This window comes from Alexandriicola marinus (genome assembly GCF_004000435.1).
GTDB classification, from domain to species: Bacteria; Pseudomonadota; Alphaproteobacteria; order Rhodobacterales; family Rhodobacteraceae; genus Alexandriicola; species Alexandriicola marinus.
Genome location: NZ_RBVZ01000012.1, coordinates 14,824 through 34,554 on the forward strand (window position 1 = coordinate 14,824; position 19,731 = coordinate 34,554).

Consider the following 19,731-nt stretch of genomic DNA (forward strand, 5'->3'; position numbering starts at 1 on the left):
ACAATTGGAACCCCTCTCCCCCATAGCGCTTGGCTTTCTTGGAAGCCTGGCCGCCGGATCGCTGACCGCGGTCGGGGCGGTCCCCGTTCTTTTTGGGCGCATCCCGTCCCGGGCCACGCGCGATCTGCTGCTTGGCTTCGCGGCGGGTGTCATGCTCGCGGCTTCGTTCTTCTCGCTGATCATCCCGGCTCTCGACGCAGCTGAAGGACAGTTCGACAACGGTGCTCTCCCGGCGGCCATCGTATGTGTTGCGATCCTGCTTGGCATGGGCGCGATCGCTCTGATGAACGAACGGCTACCGCATGAACATTTCAAGACGGGGCGGGAAGGTCCCGACGCCGCATCGCTGCGGCGCGTCTGGCTTTTCATCATCGCGATCACTATCCACAATTTTCCCGAAGGGCTTGCCGTCGGCGTCGGGTTCGGGGCTGACGGTTTGTCGGGCGGGTTGCCACTTGCGATCGGTATTGGATTACAGAATGCCCCCGAAGGTCTGGCGGTGGCGGTTTCGTTGCTCGGCGAGGGCTATTCCAGGCTTCGCGCCTGGGGCATCGCCGCTCTGACCGGTCTCGTCGAGCCCGTCGGTGGACTTCTCGGCGCAGGGATTATCAGTCTTTCGCAACCGCTGCTGCCCTGGGGTCTCGCCTTCGCAGCAGGTGCGATGCTCTACGTCATCAGCCACGAGATCATTCCGGAAACCCACCGATCCGGCCATCAGAACAGGGCGACGCTCGGCCTCGCCGTTGGTCTTGTGATCATGTTGTTCCTCGACGTCTGGCTGGGATAAGCTGATGAGAACTTGCCTCTTCGTCGGTCTGCTTGCTGCGCTGATCGCCTTTCTTGTCGATCAGGCAACGAAGGCAATCGTTGTGTCCAATGCGACTGTTCTTAGTTCCGGCGTATCGGTCTTTCCCGGCTTCAATCTCATCTACCTGCGCAATGACGGAGTGACCTTCGGGCTTCTCGGCGGCGCGCCGTGGTGGAGCCTTGTCTTACTGGCGCTTGGCATCTGCGTCTGGCTGGCGTTCATGCTGGTCCGTACCAGCAGCCGGGTCGAGGCCATTGCCTATGGTGCGATCATCGGCGGTGCACTCGGCAATATTCTGGACCGCCTGCGCTATCGTGCGGTGACGGATTTCCTCGATTTCTACATCGGGACGGCGCACTGGCCTGCCTTCAACATGGCCGATGTTTTTGTGGTTGGCGGCGTGATGCTGCTGCTCATTGCGCCGTGGGTTGGCGCTCGACTTCAGACCGATTCATGAAGCCGGGATTGCCGCAGTTCGTTAGTGAGGACCTGAACCTGTTCCAGCGCATGGGTCTTGCCCTTGCTGCCGGCGGATTGACGGTTTTGACTCTTCCGCCGTTTTCTTGGCTCATCGCGGTCCCTGTCGCCTTCTCCGTGCTCTTTATCGTTCTCCGGAACATCTCAACCTCGCGCGCTTTCCTTGTCGGTTGGGCTTTCGGACTGGGCCAATTCGGGATTGGAATTTCCTGGATCGCCGAGAGCTTTTACGTCGATGCCGAACGTTTCGGCGCACTGGCGATTCCGGCGGTCGCGGGTCTGTCCGCCGGACTTGCCATCTTCCCGGGCATGGCGGCGATGCTTTTTGCCGCCATCATGCAGCGCCGAGCTGTCGGCGGCATTGCGGCGGGCCTGCTGTTTGCAACCTGCTGGGTGGCCACGGAATGGCTGCGGGGTCATGTCCTGACAGGGTTTCCCTGGAACCTTGCCGCTTATGCCCTTGTCGACTATGCCGCCCTGCGCCAACCCGCCGCCTGGGTCGGAAGCTACGGTTTGGGCTTTCTCACGGTCTTCATCGGCATATTGCCAGGTGTGTTGACTGTGGCGGCGCCAAAGAGACGCGCGCCTGTTCTCGTGCTCTTCGCCGTTGCTGTGGCGGGTTTCTGGGTTGGCGGTGCGCTTCGGTCAGGGCAGGACGTGCCGCCGACAGACGTTGCTTTGCGCATCGTCCAAGGCAATGTGCCACAAGTCGAGAAGTGGGTACCGGGCAGCCGCCAGCGAACCTTGGAAAAATACCTGGGCTTGTCCGCGCAACCCGGACGTTTCGATTTGCTGCTTTGGCCGGAAACGGCCTTCCCCGGCTTTCTGGACGAAGATGCTGCGGCACGCGCGCGGATATCTGCAGCTTTGCCAGACGGCAGGATCCTACTGACAGGTGCGCCTGACCGAGTGGAGGGCGATGGGGGAACCAGATATTTCAACACGGTTCAGGCCTATGACGGCAGCGGCGAGGTTCTGACGGGGTATGCAAAACATCATCTTGTTCCGTTCGGGGAATATGTGCCCCTGAAAGGCTGGCTGCCCATCGAGCGGCTGACCGAAGGGTTGGGCGATTTCACGCCGGGACCAGGGCCGCGCACGCTGGCGATCCCTGGCGCGCCTCTGGTCGCGGTGGCGATCTGTTACGAGATCATCTTTCCGGGCCACGTGGTCGATGACCTTTTCCGCCCCGACTGGATATTCAACGCCACAAATGATGCCTGGTTCGGAACCAGCATCGGACCCGAGCAGCACCTCGCCTCCGCGCGGATGCGCGCGGTCGAGGAGGGACTTCCCGTGGTCCGGGCGGCCAACACTGGGATATCCGCGATCATCGACGCCAATGGAAATGTCGTCGCGCGTCTTGATACCGGGGAAACAGGCACCATTGATGCCGGCCTGCCGGGCGCGCGTACTCCAACGCCCTATGCGCGGTTCGGCGACTGGACCTTGTTGGTTCTTGTTTTTGGGTGCTGGGTCTTCGGCTGGCTGGCCAGTTTGCTCGGACGAGATCCCGATGCGCGGCATTTTGGAACGGAGGTATCCTGATGCTTGTGATCGTGAGCGCTATCGGAGGCGCGATCTGGGGTGGCTATCTGGCACGACGGAGGAGGGGGAATCACCTGGATATCCTCCAATATGCGGTAGCGTCTGCGATCGCCTTCGGACTTGTCGCCCCGTTTGCAACCATCGTGCTGTCGCGGGTTCTCGGCTAGCGAGCTTCGAAATTGCGCAAACGTGTCAGCGGCTTGAAGACCTGATAGCTCGAGGTCCCGATAGAGAATCGCGCGAATGTGCATCTAGGCGAGCTCATTTCTGATTGAGCCGTCGCTCGAACGCCTCCAATGTCGTCCCGCTGACGTGATGCTCGATCCCTTCCGCATCGCGTTCCGCGGTCTCTTCGTCGATTCCCAGGCTCAGAAGAAAGGCGACGACGACCCTGTGGCGGCGTCGACAGATCTCCGCGAGGTCCTGCCCGGCATCGGTGAGGAATATCGCGCGGTATGGCTCCCGCCGGACCAGACCAGCAGCCTTGAGCCGCGAGATGTTCTTGGTCACGGTCGGCGGCTTCACGCCAAGCCGCTCGGCGATCTCGACCGGTCTGGCCTCCCCGCGCGTCTCGATCAGTTCCGCGATCAGTTCGACGTAATCCTCCGCCATCTCGCTTTCATGTGCCTGACGCACGGTCGCAAAGCCATCGGCCTGCGCCTCGGGAGCCCGGTCGACCGCTTCGAATGGCTCACGCCCTTGTGATTGTAGCTTTGTCATACTCGGGACTTTGCAGCGAAACAGCGGGATTGACAACTTGTTTGCTTCGGGTAGATAAGTTAGCCATGTCTAACTTTTTACTTTGGAGGCCGTGGTGATGCGAAATATTATGAGAGTGCTGCTCGCCACACTCGCAAGTGCGCTCCTCCTGTCCGGACCTGTCGCCGCGACGCCGGCCAAGGAGGCGCCTTGGCTTCCCGAGGCAGCGGCCTACCGTCTGACGCTCTTTCTTGGAAATCTCGAGCCTCTGCCCTGGGACGACATCGAGACCGCCTGGACGGAACCCTACCGGGGTTCGGAATTCCCTGTCGGGGCGCTGGCGTGGCTGGACCGCAAAAGCGATATCGAGCTACCGAAACCGCCGGATCAATGACCGTGCGCCAGTGCTCCTTTCGCCATCTGCTCGCCCACCGGTTCTCCGCCTGAAGGCCCGGCCTCAACCTGATGGCCGTTCAGGAGCCGAAGTGCGTTGGCGACCACCAGCAGAGACACGCCTACATCCGCAGCAATGGCGCCCCACATTGAGGCCATACCGAACGCGGTCAGCCCGACGAACAGCGCCTTGGTCGCCAGCGATATGCCGATATTCTGGTGGATGATCGTCATGGCACGGCGCGAATGGCCGATAAGCCAGGGTACCTTGCCGATGTCGTCGGTCATCAGCGCGATGTCGGCCGTCTCGATCGCGGCATCCGATCCGACAGCGCCCATGGCGATGGCATAATGCGCCCGCGCCATGGCCGGTGCGTCATTCACACCGTCGCCGATCATCGCCACCATGTCGTGGCTTTCGACGAGTTCCTCAATGGCCGTCACCTTGTCTTCTGGCAAAAGTTCGGCGCGCACCTCGTCGATGCCGACTTCGGCTGCCACCGCGCGCGCGGTGCGTTCGTTGTCGCCCGTCAACATCACGATGGTCTTCACACCCTGCGCATGCAGACGCGCAACGATCCCCTTTGCATCTGGGCGGATGCGGTCGCGAAGCTCCAGTACGCCGGTCACGCCGGTCTCGTCACCCACGGCAACGAGGGTGCTCCCTGCCCCTTCGATCCGATCCCGCAGATCCGCCGGAATGGCATTGCCGAACCCCTTCTCTTCGGCGAAGCGATCCGAGCCGAGCCAGATAGCGCGCCCGTCGGCGCGTCCTTCCAGACCGCGCCCGGGCACGGTACGGGTGTCCTCTGCGGCAGACACGGAAACACCATCGGCTTCGGCGCGCGAGAGGATGGCGCGTGCCAGCGGGTGTGAAGACCGCGCCTCCAGGCTTGCTGCCAGCGTCATGAGATCGCGTGCGGAAACGCCGACCAGTGGGTGAACCGCCGCCACCTCAGGCTCGCCCATGGTGATCGTCCCGGTCTTGTCCATCGCCAGTGCCGTGGTCCGCCCCGGCGCCTCGACATAGGCGCCGCCCTTGATGAGCACCCCCGCCCGTGCCGACGCGGTCAGCGCTGCCACGATGGAGACCGGCGTAGAAATGACCAGCGCGCAAGGACATGCGATGACCAGAAGGACCAGAGCATTGTAGAACCAGTAGTCCCAGGCGCCGCCGAGCAGCAGTGGCGGCACCAGCGCGATGGCGATCGCCAAAGCCATCACGATGGGTGTGTAGATGCGCGCGAACTTGGCCACCCACTGTTCGACCGGCGCGCGGCGGGCATGGGCATCGCCCACCATGCGAATGATTTTCGCGAGCACCGTGTCCGAGGCGGCCTTCGTCGCCCGCACCGTCAGTGTGCCCTCGCCGTTGATCGTGCCGGCATAGACCTCGTCGCCTGGTTCCTTGGGCACTAGCGCGCTTTCCCCAGTAATTGGGGCCTGATCGACGGCCCCTGCCCCGTCCACGACCTCACCGTCGAGGGGGATCCGGTCGCCGCCGCGCACGATAAACCTTGCATTGACTGCCACGGCCGCGGCCGGAACGTCGGATTCAGATCCGTCGTCGTAAAGAACCCGCGCCGTTGGCGGCGCCAGATCGAGGAGCGCGGAAACCGCATTACGCGCCCGCCCCACGCTCCAGCTCTCAAGATAAAGCGAAAGCGAGAAGAAGAAGGCGACCGTCGCGGCCTCAAAAAACTCGCCGAGGCCGATGGCGCCCGCGACGGCCACCACCATGAGCAGGTTCATGTCGGGGCTAAGCCTCCGCGCCGAAGACCAGGCCTTGGGCGCGACAAGCCAGACGCCAAAAAGAATCGCGACGGCGAAGATCCCTGCTTCCACCATAGGCATAGGCACCTCGCCATGGCCCGCAAAGAGCCCGAGCGCGCCGCCCATGCCGGTCTCGACAATGTGAAAAAGGAATCCCGCCGCCCAGAAGCCGCCGCTCAACGAGGTAAAGCGCTTCTGACGTGCCAGATGCGCCGCCTGGTCCTCTGCTGCGTTGTCGGCATCCCATGGCTTGGCGCTCATGCCGGTCGTTGCGACCAACTGCGTGACTTCGTCGTCTGGTATCCTCTCGGCGCTATCGAGGATGGTCATTCGCCCGTTGATCACGTCGAATGCCAGGTGTTCGGTTCCGCCCACTTTCGGCCCGACAACCCGGTTCAGGATCGCCACCTCTTCGGCGCAATCGAGCCCGGAGACCTGAAAGCTCCTTCCGCCAGACGGCGCTGGCGCCGTGGACGCGACGTCCTTGCTGGCGTCGCAACAGGAGTTGCCTCTTGGGTCAGAATGCTCTTGATCACCCGGATGACCGTGATCGTTGCGGTTGCCGTCGGAAGACATGGATTGACCTCAGGATTCATTGATTCCACATTGACATAGCCCCTACAGTAACTAGAGCTTCAAGGGCAACAAGTGGATATTCGTCCAGCAAGAAAGGCGCCCTGCGGAGGCTTGAAGCTAGCCGCCCCCTTGAAACGACGCGGTTGGAGCAACGCTTGCCGGTACGAAGCGATCAGAATGAGTGAGGTAGACATGCAGAAACGAAACGCGCCGATTATCGCAGCGACATTGGTGCTTGCTGGCTGCGCGGTGCCAACGCTGGACGACGGCGGCGCTCGCAACGAAGTGGGAAGTGTTCCCGAGGCCGTCATTGCCCTTGCTGCGCCTGGTCAGGATCTCACCACGGCGCGGCTTCGTCCCGAGGATGGCTGTTATTGGTATGAACACAGCGGTCCGGTGGAAAACACCTTGGTTCCGCTACGCTCGGCAGGTGGCAACCCCATCTGCACTTCGCGCCAGTCCTGATCAGTCCATAGATGCGTCAAGCCCACGCGTAACACATGATGCGCCAGTCAACTTCTCGGGGTGACGCTGTCTTCCGCCGAGTACAGGAATGCCGTCGAGCCAATCTCGACGTTGGGATAGAGATCATTGATGTGTGCCATGACCATTCGGACGCAGCCGGAACTCGCACGGCCGCCAATGCTTCTTGGATACGGTGTCCCGTGAATCCTTAGATAGGTGTCTCGGTCGCCGACGAAGAGATAGAGGGCTCGCGATCCGAGCGCGTTTTCAGGTCCGGGTTCCATACCGTCAGCGATATCGGCGTAGAGCTCTGGGTCGCGGTCGATCATGTTTTGTGTCGGCTGCCAATGCGGCCACCTGACCTTGCGCTTGATCGTATAGGTGCCCGGTTCGTAAAGTTTACCGCGCGCGATCGCCACGCCATAGCGCATCGCCGTGCCGCCTTCTTCGATGTGGTAGAGATAGCGCGCAACAGCATCGACATGGATATCACCGGGTACAAGTCCGTCCTTCGCGAGGACCCGCTGTGGCAGGAAGCGAGGGTGAAGGCCCCAAGGGTTGGACGTGGCCGGGTCGTAGCCGGGAGGTGTAACCTGTGCGTCCCAAGCTGCCTTCTGCGCATCGGTAGGCCACGTGTCTGCAAGGAGCGGGCTGGATATCGATGCCGAAAACAGCGCGGTGGTCGTCTGGATGAAATGTCGTCTTGTCAGCATATAGATTGCTCCGTTCACGCATTGGACGGCAAACCGAACCTTACCCCGAACGCAGTGTTGTTCGCCCGGGAAGGAGTGAGGCGTTATTGGCAACTTGCTCCATGGTGCCGTTCTTTGTCGGTGGCTTAACTCCTAAAGCTACTAGAGGTTCAAGAAAATTTTCTGTTATCAATAGACGCTGCTACTAATGGAGCTATCCGATCCGTCCCAGAACCGGAAATACGTCGAGCATCCAGTATGACAGCGCGCTCAACTGCCCTGTCATCATCGCCAGCCCCATCAAGATCATCACTATGCCCGCAAGCTGGTGGAGGCGGCGGCCAACCCGGCCGATGGCCCGCAACCGTCCCGCGATCTGGTCGGTGAATCCGGCCACGATCAGAAACGGTATTCCAAGGCCGGCGGAATAGACGGCAAGCAGCATGATACCTTCGCCCATCGTGGCACTCGCCGCACTGGCTGTCAGGATCGCGCCGAGGATCGGGCCGATGCACGGAGTCCAGCCGAAACCGAAGGCAAGACCGAGGACATAGGACGCAGCGGGTTGGCCCCCGGGGATGTTGAGATTGAATCGGAAGTCGCGTTCCATGACCGAAACACGCGCGGCTCCTATCATGAAGAGCCCGAAGAAAATGATGATGCCGCCCCCAACGAGGTTGAGTTCATACCGCCACCGAAGCAGGGCCTGACCCATTGCAGTCGCGGATGCGCCAAGTCCCATGAAGATGGTGGAGAAGCCGAGGACAAAACACAGGCTCAGCCAGACCGCGCGCGACGGCGAAGCGCCGACCACCCCGCCCTCAGCGGCTGTGCGCCCGGTTACGTAGGAGACATAACCTGGCACAAGAGGTAGCACGCAGGGGGACAGAAATGATATCGTGCCGGCTAGGAGGGCGGCGGTGAGGGCGCGCGCCAAGTGATGTCTTCGTCGACCCAGATCAGCAGGGACCCCCGCTTGCGCAGCGATGCGTTGTAGCTGGACCAGTTGGTCGTACGATAGCGGGCGGGAGATGGGTTGCTCATGGAATGCGGCTAACAGCATGGGTTCGCGAAGGGAATCCTGAGGCGTCAGACTTGTGCAACAACGCCCCGTATCATCGACCTAGTGGTGCCCACATGGCAGGCTATTTCAATGGATAGATTTTTCTCTATCAGTATGCCCGCGGCTCAGTTTGTTAGAAATGTCCTGCTGTTCAGCTTCGCTGCATTACTGCCGGTCCTGTTGTTCTACGTCTTACTGGCTCCGGGCTTTGCTCCGGCTCTTGCTGCCGGCGGACCGGCACTCATGCGCTTACTAAGGCAGGTTGCGACCAACGGTTTGCCCGTGGTTTTTGCCGTCAACTATGTCAGTTTTTTCCTTTTCGCTATGACAAAGCAACCAAAGGCGGGCTCAAGAGACACGGCGTTTTTCGTGCTGGTCGATGTCTTGCTCAGAGCCCTTCTCTTTCCAGGTCTCCACGTGCTGATATACGTTCTATCTGCCGACTGGTTCGGGTCATTCGGCGGCAATCGTTCAACCGCTTTGGCGGTTGTATCCCCGACTCTTGCGCGTTCGGCGTTTTTCGAGAACATCTCCGGCGTTTACCTCTATGCGACTATGATAAGCGCGTTGCCGCTCTACGTCTCGGCTTTCGGGCGGTCGGAATTTCTTGGACCGGTTGTACGTCGCTTGCCCATGAACACGGGCGTGATGCTGCTTGCCCTGGCTGCGTTTGCCTTGTCGGTCGGGCTGATCACGATCGGCGCACAAGGCATCGCATCTCTTCAGGCCAGGTGATGGCAGGCTAATCACCGTGGGCGTGGGCGTGGGCGGGGGCGGGGGCGACTTGCGGTGCCACCCATTGCGACAAGTAAACGCGCTCGAAGGCGAACACAGCGATCATCCCGACAGCGGCGTAGAGAACGATCATCGGGTCGCTTTGAAGCTTCATCACGGTGAAAGCTGCCAGTACTATCGCATCGAGCGCCAGGGCAGTCAAAAGCACGATACCGAAGGCGCCGACGTCTGCTCGACGATAGCGGAACACGCCCCAATGTATGATCATGTCCATGACGAGGTAAAAGAAAGCACCGAGGGATGCGATCCGGCCTAAATCAAAGAGCACGGCCAACGTCGCGGCGATGACGACAGTATAGACCAGGGTGTGGCGTTGGATGGGACCTGGCATACCGAAGTGGCTGTGCGGGATCATTTCCATGTCGGTCAGCATCGCCAGCATACGCGACACCGCGAAGACGCTGGCCAGAACGCCGGACGCCGTTGCGACAGCGGCCAGGATCACCGTGAGTATGAAGCCGGTTTGTCCAAGGGCGGGCTGCGCCGCTTGTGCCAGCGAATAGTCACGCGCTGAGATGATCTCCTCGATCGTGAGACTCGAACCGACCCCGTAGGCGACCAACAGGTAGACGACGACGCAGATTCCGATAGAGAACATGATCGCTCGGCCAACATTGCGATTTGGTTCAGTGATCTCGGCTCCGCTGTTGGTGATCGTGGTGAATCCCTTGAACGCAAGGATGGCCAGCGCCGTAGAGGCGATGAACCCCGTGAGCCCGTAGGATTGTGAGGTCTCGGACGCCGCGGCGAACGCAAAACCACTGGACCACAGGGCCGCGATGCCAAACAGAGCTATGCCTCCGATCTTGATCGCGGCCATGATCAACGAGAACAGCCCGACCGAGCGGTTTCCGGCCATGTTCACCAAAAAGGCGAAAACGATCACGGCCACAGCCAGAGCGGGGACCAATGGGCCACCTTCGATATCGAAAGGGCGCAGGACATAGGTGGCGAAGGTTCGCGCGACGAGGCTTTCCGCGATCACCATGCTGAGCGCCATCAGCAGTGCGGCCCCGCCCGCGATGGCTCCGGGGCCATAGCATTTCTGCAGGATCATGGCGATGCCACCCGAGGACGGCCATTTGTTCGACATCCTGATGTAGCTGTAGGCGCTGAAGCTTGTGACGACCGCGCCGGCGATGAATGCAAGCGGGAAAAGCGGGCCGGCGAGCTGCGCGATTTGCCCCGTCAACGCAAAGATTCCAGCGCCGATCATCACGCCTGTCCCCATCGCAACGGCTCCGCCCAGACTGATGGAATTTTCGCGGTACGTTTCTTTTTCGCTCTGCATAAATGGCCCCCTTTTAATTTTGGTTCATCCGAACGCTGTTGCGCGCTTCTAGATACGAACGCCGCGAAGGCGCAGCGAATTGAGCACCACCGAGATTGACGACGCGCTCATGGCGAAGGCAGCAAACATCGGACTGATGAGGATGCCAAAGAAGGGAAACAGAACTCCCGCCGCGACCGGCACGCCGGAGGCGTTGTAGATCAGCGCGAAGAACAGGTTCTGGCGGATGTTGCGCATCGTGGCCCGGGCGAGCCGCCGCGCACGCACGATACCATCAAGGTTGCCCTTGACCAGCGTGACGCCCGCGCTTTCGATGGCCACATCGGCGCCGGTGCCCATGGCGATGCCGACATCGGCCTGCGCGAGCGCGGGGGCGTCGTTGACGCCATCCCCGGCCATGGCGACCTTGTGGCCCGCCTCTTGCAACTCAAGGATGATCCGCGCCTTGTCCTCCGGCAGCACGTCGGCCCGGATCTCATCGATTCCGAGCCGCGTGCCGATGGCCTTGGCCGTGCGTTCGTTGTCGCCGGTCGCCATGATGACGCGGAACCCCAGTTCATGCAGATCCTCGATGGCTTCTGGCGTGGTCTCCTTCACTGGGTCGGCGACAGCAACTAGACCGGCGATCTCGCCATCCAGCACAACGAACATGACCGTCTCGCCTTCGTCGCGGCGGGCATTGGCCTTGGCGGTCAACGCGCCCGCCTCGAGCCCCAATTCGCGGATCATCGCCAAATTGCCGAGCGCGACCGCTTTGCCGTCAACGACCCCCTTGACGCCCTTGCCAGTGACCGCCTCGAAGTCCCGTGCCTCGTCCATTTTGACATCTCGCTCCTCCGCACCCCTGACGATCGCTTCGGCCAAGGGGTGCTCCGATCCGCGCTCAAGCGATGCGGCGAGACGCAAGACCTCGGCTTCGTCGTGGCCGGGTTGCGGGAGTACGTCGACAAGCCGCGGCTTGCCTTCGGTCAACGTGCCGGTCTTGTCGACGATCAGGGTATCGACTTTCTCGAACCGCTCCAGCGCCTCGGCGTTCTTGATCAGCACCCCTGCCTGAGCGCCCCGTCCTGTCGCTGTCATGATCGACATCGGTGTCGCCAGGCCAAGCGCACAAGGACAGGCGATGATCAGAACCGCCACCGCCGAAATCAATGCGTAGGAAAGCGCAGGCGCGGGCCCCCAGATCGCCCAGGCGATGAAGGACAGGACCGCGATACCGATGACGGCCGGAACGAAATATCCCGCCACCTTGTCGGCGTATTTCTGGATCGGGGCGCGCGAGCGCTGCGCGTTCGACACCATCTCGACAATTTGAGCCAGCATCGTGTCGGACCCGACACGCGTCGCCTCCATCACCAGACTGCCGGTGCCATTGATCGTCGCGCCGGTCAGCGGGTCGCCCTCGGTCTTCTCGACCGGCACGGGTTCACCGGAGATCATGCTTTCGTCGACCGAGGACCGGCCGTCCAGAACCACGCCATCGACCGGCACCTTGTCACCGGGCCGCACGCGCAGCCGGTCCCCGACTTGCACGTCCTCCAGCGGGATTTCCTCCTCGGATCCGTCGTCCCGGATGACCCGCGCGGTCTTTGCCGCCATGTCGAGAAGCGCGCGGATCGCCTTGCCGGTCCCCTCGCGGGCGCGTAGTTCCATCACCTGGCCGAGCAGCACCAGCGTCACGATCACCGCCGCCGCCTCGAAATAGACGCCGACATGGCCTTCGGAGTCTCGGAACCCATCAGGGAATATGTCCGGTGCGAGAACGGCAACGACGCTGAAGAGCCAGGCGGCAAGAACGCCCATGCCGATCAGGGAGAACATGTTGAGGTTCAATGTGCGGAACGAAATCCATCCGCGTTCCAGAAACGGCCAGCCGCACCACAAGACCACTGGCGTTGCCAGGATCAATTCGATCCATTGTGTGGTGCTTTCGCCAAAAAAAGTCCGGACTGCGGGGAAACCGACGAATGGCCCCATCGTGAGGACAAGGAGCGGGATCGTCAGGACTGTGCCGACCCAGAACCGCCGTGTGAAATCCACCAGTTCGGGATTTGGACCTTCATCGCCCGGCACACCGGATTCCAGTTCCAATCCCATACCGCAGATCGGACACGCGCCCGGATCAGGCTGCCGCACCTGAGGGTGCATCGGGCAGGTGAAAATGGGACCATCATGTCCTGTAGGAACCAGATCATATCGGCCATCGGCCGGCGTGGCACCCGCGTGGTGTTCGTGATGATCATGTGCTGAATGGACCTCGAGCTCCGATTCCGGCACGAGGTGCATCCCGCATTTCGGACAATTGCCGGGCTCGTCCTGCCGCACCTCAGGGTGCATGGGGCAAACGAATACCGAAGAAGCTGCTGTGGTTTCAGAACTGTCGGGAGTGCTCATTTTGCGGTCCTTTCCGAGAATGCTTCTCTTGCCTAGGGCTTCCATCCGCGGGAGGGTCAAGAGAGATCAGTACGGCGATTACATTGCGGCTCTGCGGGGTGGCGCTGTCCGGCCCCGTTCCCGCCGGGCGAACACGATCAACGCCAGCCCGACCAGCGCCATTGGCATGGAGAGCAACTGGCCCATGGTCAAACCCCACTCACCAAAATGAAGCGCATGGCCGATCGGGTTGTCCGCCGTCACAAATTGTTGGTCCGGTTGCCGGAACATCTCGACGAAACTTCGGGCAAGACCATAGCCGGTCAGAAACACGCCAGCCAAGGCACCGGGCATTTTCAGCCAGCCCCGGCCCCAAGCGAGATAAATGAGCAGTATTCCAAGAATGAGCCCCTCCAATACCGCCTCGTACAGCTGGGACGGGTGTCGGGCGCAGAGGCCGCTAACCCCTGGGCAGGCCTGCGCGACTTCGCCGGGAAAGATCACCGCCCAGGGAACGTCCGTTGGACGCCCCCACAACTCATTGTTGGTGAAGTTCGCCAGCCTTCCAAGAAACAAGCCTGGTGGTGTTGCCAAAGCCAGCAAGTCGCCAGTGCTGAGCAATGACGCGTTCTGTCTAAGGCAGAACAGCAAGGCCGCGATGACAACTCCCGCGAACCCCCCGTGGAAAGACATGCCGCCTTGCCAGACCATCAGAATTTCCAAGGGATTGGCGAGATAATATGCGGGCTGGTAGAACAGTACAAAGCCCAGGCGACCACCAGCAATCACGCCGATGATGATCCACGTCAGAAGATCTTCGATCTGCGTTCGGTCAAGCGGCGGTCCAGCTGACGTCCAGAGCGCGGGACGGCTTATGGCACTCGAACAAATGCGCCAGCCAATCAGGATACCGAAGATATAGGCTAGCGCGTACCAGCGGAGTGCGAATGTGACCCCCCCGATGTCGAAGGAGAAGAGGTCGGTTCCAATATCCGGAAATGGCAATCCCGCTGGCAGCACTGGGTGAGTTCCTCATCAGGAATTTACGTGGGGATTAGATGGCATTGATCGAGCACCGCTAAAGGCGCTCGATCTGCGACAGGGCATCCAACGCCCATCCCGCCATCACGCGGTGTCGAGGGCGTCCCGAAGGAGATCGCGGACTTCGCCGGCGACCGCGTCCAGGTCTTGGTTCTGCACCGCCTGCATCGAAGCGACAGGATCGACCGCGCTGACCTCGGTGTCGCCGTCCAGTTGCCGCAGGATAACATTGCAGGGAAGCATCGCACCGATGCGAGGCTCGATCTCGATGGCTTTGTGCGCCATGCCCGGATTACAGGCCCCCAAGATGCGGTAAGGCGGCATGTCCGCATCAAGTTTCTTTTTCATCGTCGCTTTGACGTCAATCTCAGTCAGAACGCCGAAGCCCTTGTCTGCCAAAGCATCCCGAACACGCATCTCTGCGTCATCGATTTTGGTGTCTTTCAGGACGCGATCATAGGTATAGGCCATGGGAATTTTCCTTTCCGTGTCTCTATTTGTTGGCATACCGAGGCTAAACGGTTCAGGTCGCGGTTCGGTTCAATGTCCCGACCGCGAATGGTTTTGGGGTTGTGAGGACGGGTGCCGGAAAAAAACCGGCACCCATTGGCTCAGTTGTCCTGCATCATGGAGCCGTTGCCCATGCCCTGACCGTTGCCAGGCCGCGCAGGCGCATCTGCCATATTCGACCGCATCATCTGCATCCGCTCCATCCTATCGGCAGGAGCGGCCATCTCTTCCGGCGTCACCGCGCCGTCGCCATCGGCATCGAGGTGTTGGAAGCGATCCACCATCATTTCGCGGATCATCGCGCTGTGGAGAGCTTCAAACTCGGTAATCGAGAGGCTTCCATCCCCGTCGCTGTCAAACTCGGAAAGCTTGGCCTGCAGCTGCGTGCGCATTTCTTCCGGCGTCGTTGTGCCGTCTCCATCAGTGTCGAACATTTGCATCATGCCGCCAGCCATGCCTGGGCTCATCATACCACTGCCCATGCCTTCGCCCATCATGCCTGCGCCCATCATGTTTCCGTGCATGCGCTTCATCATGTCCATCATTCCGCCCATGTTCCCCATCATACCGGGACCACCGTTCTGCATCATGCCTGGTCCGCTCTGGGCGCCAAATTGTCCCCCACGCCCGTGGTTGGCGTCCGCGAATGCGGCACCGCCAAGGGCGGTTGCAGCCAGGGTCATTGCAGCGAGTAAAGTGTTGCGTTTCATTTCGATCACCTCGTGTCAGTGTTGCGATACCCAGCATATGGGGGGCACCTGCAGATGCGGAATGCCACGCGAGCCGGTGTTTTGTATCGCGAGGTCACAAAGGCGGGGTCTGTTACAAATTGCGACAAATCAATTCGGGGCGAACGCTCCTCTTCATCTGAAACATGCGATATCCAGAAAAAAAGGTGTCGAGGATCCGTATACCAACCGAAACCGAACCCATGTTTCGGTAGAGGTGAAATCCGGAAGAGTTGATGTCGAGATTGCTAGAGGCCCTGAATATCCCGAAAATTCAATCATTCAACCCATGGCAGGAGGCTGCAGGGTGCTCTTTTTGAACCGCATTTTCTCAGTTCTAACCTTGGTAATTTTGGCGGGGTGCGGTGCAGGAAACGACATGCGCCCGGATGCTTCAGCCGAAGTCATCAGTAGCGCATCCTACCGTCACGATGGACCGGCCGCGCTGACGTTGTACACCATGATCAACAACAGGTCCGGGGCGGGTGCGCATAGCAGCGTCATGATTAATGGGTCGCAGCGTGTTATCTTCGATCCGGCAGGAACGGTCCGGCTGAGCGCTGTACCGGAACGGGGAGATGTGCTTTATGGCATTACTCCACAAGTGGCCGATTTTTATGCGCGGGCTCATGCTCGCGAGACCTACCATGTCGTCATACAAGAGATCGATGTGTCTCCCGAAGTCGCGGAGCAGGCTTTGCGCCTTGCAATTGCCAGCGGCCCAGCCGCTTCCGGTTTTTGTAGTGCCAGTACCTCCGCGGTACTCAGACAATTACCAGGATTTGAATCCATCGGACGCACATTTTTTCCAAAGCGCCTGATGGCGGATTTTGGCAAGTTGCCGGGCGTGCGAACCACAAAGCTGTTCGAGAACGATGAGGACGACAAATCCGTAGCGATCGCACAGTTCGAAAGTTCACTTGCGACACAGCCGTGAGTGTTCGTCCAACAATTCATTGGAAGATGTCCCTGCACGACGCAGTCCTCGGCGTGTGAGCCAAAGATGCAATAGGTTAGCTTCGAGCGGTAACGCTGTCTTCGGCCGAGTAAAGGAACGCCGTCGATCCGACAGCGACATTCGGATAGAGATCATTGATGTGGGCCATCACCATGCGCACGCATCCCGAACTGGCCCGGCCGCCAATGCTGCGAGGGCTCGGCGTTCCGTGAATTCGAAGGTACGTATCCCGATCTCCGACGAATAGATACAAAGCCCTGCTGCCCAAGGCATTGTTGGGGCCGGGCTCCATACCGTCGGCAAACCGCTCGTAAGCCTCCGGATCGCGTTCGATCATTGACTGCGTTGGCGTCCAGTGCGGCCATTCGACCTTTCGGCGGATCGTATAGGTGCCGGGTTCATAGAGATCGCCCTTGGCAATCGCCACCCCGTATCGCATCGCGGTGCCACCTTCCTCGATATGGTACAGATAGCGCGCGATCGCATCGACGTGAATGTCACCCGGGCGCAAACCGTCATTCGCCAAAACGCGTTGCGGCAGCAGCCTGGGATGCAGCCCCCATGGGTTGGTTGTTGCCGGGTCATAGTTGGCGGGCGTGATCTGCGCATCCCAAGCTGCTTTTTCGGCTGTTGACGGCCAGGTCTTAGCGAATGCTGGCGAACTCAGAGACGCTGAAAACAGCGAGCCGGAAAGTGCAAGGAAGTGTCGTCTTGTAACCATGAAGCGAAGCCCTTTGTTTGTTTTCGATGAATGCGGGACGATTCAAGAAACGTCCGCGACCCCATGCCACCGAACCTTTTGATGTCTTGCGATCGCGACCAACCAGAGGCAAGCAAGGACACCGCTTAGGATCGCGTTCCAACTGGCCATGGACAACGTCAGAAATTCCCAGACAACCTCACTGCACAGAACAAGATTGGACGTATTTGAACTGGCAGAGGGCAGCAATTCCGATACCGACATTTGGGAAACATCGAGGCCGGATCCCGTGCAAGAAGTCGGTCCCTCCCACCAGCCGCGCTCGACACCGGTATGAAACACTCCCAACGCGGATGTGCTGAGTACCGACAGGGCACCGATTATCAGGATTGGCAAAATCGGCAGAGCAAAGAGCAACAGAGCGCCCATTCCAATGGCGATTGCGTGTGGGTAGCGTTGCCAGATGCACATTGCGCACGGCGCGTACCCAAGAGCCTGGAAAACGAAGGCCCCCAACAGCAAGGCGGCTGATCCTGCCGCCGCAGTCATGCCGAGAGATTTTGGTGTCAGGGTCAATGAACGCTCCCATTGGCAGTCGATGGACCTGTTTCTCGCTTGTCAGGTTACGTAGACGGCGAAAGGCCTGTTATCATTCAGAGATTTGTAACGGTATGTATCCGTCTCGACCCTCAGCCGACTCTGATCCACGTTGCCATACCGTCGGCTTGGTGGCTCAACATGTGGCAATGCAGCATCCACGATCCCGGATTGTCCAGGACGACGAGAATATCCCGCGTCTCGCCGGTATCCAGATAGGTCGAGTCCCGGTATGGACCGGCTTCACCCGCCGCATCGAGTTCCCAGAAATGGTGGCCATGCAGATGCATGACGTGTGGGAACCCGGTTTCGTTGCGGATCGAAATGCGCGCGGTCGTCCCCTGCGCGGCGGATAGGAAAGGCCTTCGAGGCAGGCCGGATACGTCATTGAGCGCCCATGTCCCTGTGCCGTTATGGGACGCGCTTCCCGCACCTCCCTGGAGCACCAGCTCCGCGGTTTGGCCGGGGTCTTTCGGGGCGGGCATTCGGTTGGCGGGCAATGCGGTGATGGGCGCTTTCGCGGGCTCACGGGAACCGGAAACAGCGATTTCGCCAAGGCTCAACGTCTGTTCTCCAAAGCTGTCGTCGAATCTAATAGGCCCGGTCGCATCACCAATCACATCGCATCTTTGCCCCGGAGCGAGAAGGATCGGTTCGAGCGTCCGAGGATGCGCCAGAGGCATGCCATCCAGTGCAACGATCTTGCCTATCAAACCATCCAGGCCGACACGGTACACCCTGTCGATAGAGGGATTTATGAGACGCAGTCGCAGACGGTCGCCTCGTTTCACAGTCTTGCCGGTTCCATTGAAAACAAGTGCCGTGACCGTATTGCCGATACGGCCCTCGGTTGCGAAGTGGGCCGGGTTGAACGCTTCGTCGTACTGCCCGGACTGATCTAGCAAGACATCGAAGAACTGAACAACGATGTCATGGTCGACAGCCGGCGCATTTTGCTCCTCGACGATGAAGGCGCCGAAAAGACCGCGGCTGACCTGATCGTAAGACAGGTAATGCGAGTGATACCAATACGTGCCGGCATCCGGGACGCCGAATTGATAACGATACGAGTCGCCCGGAATGACCACATCCTGAGTGAGGACGTTGACACCATCCATCCGATTTGGAACCCGCAACCCATGCCAGTGAACGAGAGCGCCCTCCTCCAATCGGTTATCGAGGGTAATGCGGGCGGTTTGTCCTTGTCGCATTCTGACTTCTGGGCCCGGCAGACCACCGTTGAAGCCCAACATCGACACGTCGTACCCAGCAAGGTGCGCCTTGATCGATTGGGGCGCGAGGATCAACTCGTGTGTCGCTGCTGGCAAGCGGGTACCAGCCAGCGCAACGGTCATCCCGCCAAGGAAAGACCTCCGGCTCAAAGACAATTCCGTCACCTCATGAATGATAGACTGGCTTTCGCCAACTGCCGCACTTGTGCCATTTCCGGAAGAGGAACTTCAAGGCGACAGAACACTCCTCACGCCGTTGTCACTTTGGGATACAGGAAGACGCGGGCGCCGATTTCAACGCGTTCGTACAGATCCTTCACATGTTCATTCGTCAACCGCGCGCATCCATTCGACACGGCAGACCCAATTGTCTCCGGGGCGTTCGTTCCATGAATGCGAAGAAAGGTATCGCGTCCCTCGGCATCGTAGAGATAGAGCGCGCGGGCCCCGAGCGGGTTGTTTGGCCCGCCTTTCAGTCCATCCTTGTACTTTGCGTATTTGCGTGGCTCGCGCCGGATCATGGCGTTCGTTGGCCGCCACCATGGCCATTTGGCCTTGCGCGCTACCGTGAACTCTCCGGGTTCGTACAAACCTTTGCGCCCTACCCCGACCCCGTAGCGGATCGCCATCCCGTCCTCGAGCATGAAATAAAGGAAAAAATCGTCGGGAACGACGTGGACATCGCCTTTAACCCAGTCACCACGACGGGTGTTTACCAATTGTGGTTCGAACCGTTCGGGCAATTTGACTTTGTGGGCCCAGGCAGTTGTGGGCAGAAAGCAACCCATCGCTCCGGCACAAATCAATTCTCGTCTCGTGAAATTCTGCATGGCGCGATCTCCTCGGACCCATGAAAATTCAGTGCGCGTCAGGGGCAAAGAAAAGAAGCCGTGAACCGGGGCAAACGACGCGCCTTTGTTGCCTTGAAACTACGAAAATTCGTGCTTTTGGAACTCTCCAGCGCTGGAATGTTGTTGTTTTACAGAGAACTGCAAGGAGGTGACTGGAAATG

Annotated in this window: 20 protein-coding genes and 1 pseudogene; 7 read left to right on the forward strand and 14 right to left on the reverse strand. The window is 60.0% G+C overall.

From position 1 onward, the window contains the following. Positions 1–4 precede the first annotated feature (4 nt). Genes EP376_RS19590 through lnt form a run of 3 tightly spaced genes read left to right on the forward strand, consistent with a single transcriptional unit; the run spans position 5 to position 2,833 of the window. Positions 5–787, forward strand: a complete 783-nt coding sequence (locus EP376_RS19590) for a ZIP family metal transporter (protein WP_007803463.1) — start codon at positions 5–7, stop codon at positions 785–787. A gap of 4 nt (positions 788–791) precedes the next feature. Next, entirely contained in the window at positions 792–1,265 is a 474-nt protein-coding gene (gene lspA / locus EP376_RS19595) for a signal peptidase II (RefSeq protein ID WP_007803461.1), read from the forward strand. Beyond that, a complete protein-coding gene (gene lnt, locus EP376_RS19600) occupies positions 1,262–2,833 on the forward strand; it encodes an apolipoprotein N-acyltransferase (protein WP_009807490.1) in 1,572 nt (523 codons plus the stop codon). The genes lspA and lnt overlap by 4 nt, the downstream gene beginning before the upstream one ends. A gap of 261 nt (positions 2,834–3,094) precedes the next feature. On the opposite strand, the gene mntR is transcribed toward lnt, so the two are convergent. Next, a complete protein-coding gene (gene mntR, locus EP376_RS19605; RefSeq protein WP_008327326.1) occupies positions 3,095–3,553 on the reverse strand; it encodes a manganese-binding transcriptional regulator MntR in 459 nt (152 codons plus the stop codon). A 97-nt stretch (positions 3,554–3,650) separates the two neighbouring features. On the opposite strand from mntR, the gene EP376_RS19610 reads away from it, so the two are divergent. Further along, positions 3,651–3,926 (forward strand): hypothetical protein, encoded by a 276-nt coding sequence (locus tag EP376_RS19610; protein ID WP_203331068.1) that lies wholly within the window; start codon positions 3,651–3,653, stop codon positions 3,924–3,926. Here the strand turns inward: EP376_RS19610 and EP376_RS19615 are convergent. Beyond that, on the reverse strand, positions 3,920–6,274 hold the full coding sequence (locus EP376_RS19615) for a heavy metal translocating P-type ATPase (RefSeq protein WP_238928920.1): 2,355 nt from the start codon (positions 6,272–6,274) through the stop codon (positions 3,920–3,922). The two genes, EP376_RS19610 and EP376_RS19615, sit on opposite strands and share 7 nt — an antisense overlap. Before the next feature lie 177 nt (positions 6,275–6,451). Here EP376_RS19615 and EP376_RS19625 point away from each other — a divergent pair, with 177 nt between their 5' ends. Continuing rightward, positions 6,452–6,739, forward strand: a complete 288-nt coding sequence (locus EP376_RS19625) for a hypothetical protein (RefSeq protein ID WP_369817429.1) — start codon at positions 6,452–6,454, stop codon at positions 6,737–6,739. Positions 6,740–6,786: 47 nt separating this feature from the next. Here the strand turns inward: EP376_RS19625 and EP376_RS19630 are convergent, their stop codons facing one another. The 3 genes and pseudogenes from EP376_RS19630 to EP376_RS19640 form a co-directional block, all read right to left on the reverse strand. Continuing rightward, the gene (locus tag EP376_RS19630) at positions 6,787–7,452 is read right to left on the reverse strand and encodes a L,D-transpeptidase (protein ID WP_007803448.1); all 666 of its coding nucleotides are present in this window, start codon (positions 7,450–7,452) and stop codon (positions 6,787–6,789) included. A 193-nt stretch (positions 7,453–7,645) separates the two neighbouring features. Next, a complete protein-coding gene (locus tag EP376_RS19635; RefSeq protein ID WP_007803446.1) occupies positions 7,646–8,368 on the reverse strand; it encodes a cytochrome c biogenesis CcdA family protein in 723 nt (240 codons plus the stop codon). Next, a pseudogene (locus EP376_RS19640) lies at positions 8,356–8,475 on the reverse strand (IS5/IS1182 family transposase); the annotation flags it as partial. The gene EP376_RS19635 and the pseudogene EP376_RS19640, both read right to left, overlap by 13 nt. 109 nt (positions 8,476–8,584) lie before the next feature. Here EP376_RS19640 and EP376_RS19645 point away from each other — a divergent pair. Further along, on the forward strand, positions 8,585–9,229 hold the full coding sequence (locus EP376_RS19645) for a hypothetical protein (protein ID WP_007803445.1): 645 nt from the start codon (positions 8,585–8,587) through the stop codon (positions 9,227–9,229). Positions 9,230–9,236: 7 nt separating this feature from the next. Here the strand turns inward: EP376_RS19645 and EP376_RS19650 are convergent, their stop codons facing one another. From EP376_RS19650 to EP376_RS19670, 5 genes are all read right to left on the reverse strand, one after another. Next, the gene (locus tag EP376_RS19650; protein ID WP_127657312.1) at positions 9,237–10,580 is read right to left on the reverse strand and encodes an APC family permease; all 1,344 of its coding nucleotides are present in this window, start codon (positions 10,578–10,580) and stop codon (positions 9,237–9,239) included. A gap of 48 nt (positions 10,581–10,628) precedes the next feature. Next, positions 10,629–12,917 carry a copper-transporting P-type ATPase gene (locus EP376_RS19655; RefSeq protein ID WP_222864283.1) on the reverse strand — a complete coding sequence of 763 codons (2,289 nt, stop codon included), beginning with the start codon at positions 12,915–12,917 and terminating at the stop codon, positions 10,629–10,631. 135 nt (positions 12,918–13,052) lie between these two features. Further along, the gene (gene lgt, locus EP376_RS19660) at positions 13,053–13,973 is read right to left on the reverse strand and encodes a prolipoprotein diacylglyceryl transferase (protein WP_007803438.1); all 921 of its coding nucleotides are present in this window, start codon (positions 13,971–13,973) and stop codon (positions 13,053–13,055) included. A gap of 105 nt (positions 13,974–14,078) precedes the next feature. Continuing rightward, positions 14,079–14,465, reverse strand: a complete 387-nt coding sequence (locus EP376_RS19665; RefSeq protein WP_007803435.1) for a DUF302 domain-containing protein — start codon at positions 14,463–14,465, stop codon at positions 14,079–14,081. Between the two features lie 140 nt (positions 14,466–14,605). After that, positions 14,606–15,214 (reverse strand): EF-hand domain-containing protein, encoded by a 609-nt coding sequence (locus EP376_RS19670; RefSeq protein ID WP_238928919.1) that lies wholly within the window; start codon positions 15,212–15,214, stop codon positions 14,606–14,608. 397 nt (positions 15,215–15,611) lie between these two features. Here EP376_RS19670 and EP376_RS23650 point away from each other — a divergent pair, with 397 nt between their 5' ends. Next, a complete protein-coding gene (locus EP376_RS23650) occupies positions 15,612–16,169 on the forward strand; it encodes a hypothetical protein (protein WP_012187179.1) in 558 nt (185 codons plus the stop codon). 76 nt (positions 16,170–16,245) lie between these two features. Here the strand turns inward: EP376_RS23650 and EP376_RS19680 are convergent, their stop codons facing one another. The 4 genes from EP376_RS19680 to EP376_RS19695 all read right to left on the reverse strand — a co-directional run bounded on the left by EP376_RS19680 (position 16,246) and on the right by EP376_RS19695 (position 19,549). After that, positions 16,246–16,911 (reverse strand): L,D-transpeptidase, encoded by a 666-nt coding sequence (locus tag EP376_RS19680; RefSeq protein ID WP_012187180.1) that lies wholly within the window; start codon positions 16,909–16,911, stop codon positions 16,246–16,248. Between the two features lie 42 nt (positions 16,912–16,953). Next, complete coding sequence (locus EP376_RS19685; RefSeq protein WP_012187181.1) at positions 16,954–17,466, reverse strand: disulfide bond formation protein B; 513 nt, start codon at positions 17,464–17,466, stop codon at positions 16,954–16,956. A 113-nt stretch (positions 17,467–17,579) separates the two neighbouring features. After that, positions 17,580–18,842: a multicopper oxidase family protein gene (locus EP376_RS19690; protein ID WP_007803424.1), complete on the reverse strand. Its 1,263-nt coding sequence runs from the start codon at positions 18,840–18,842 to the stop codon at positions 17,580–17,582. A 125-nt stretch (positions 18,843–18,967) separates the two neighbouring features. Beyond that, positions 18,968–19,549, reverse strand: a complete 582-nt coding sequence (locus EP376_RS19695; RefSeq protein WP_127657313.1) for a L,D-transpeptidase — start codon at positions 19,547–19,549, stop codon at positions 18,968–18,970. Between the last annotated feature and the right edge of the window lie 182 nt (positions 19,550–19,731).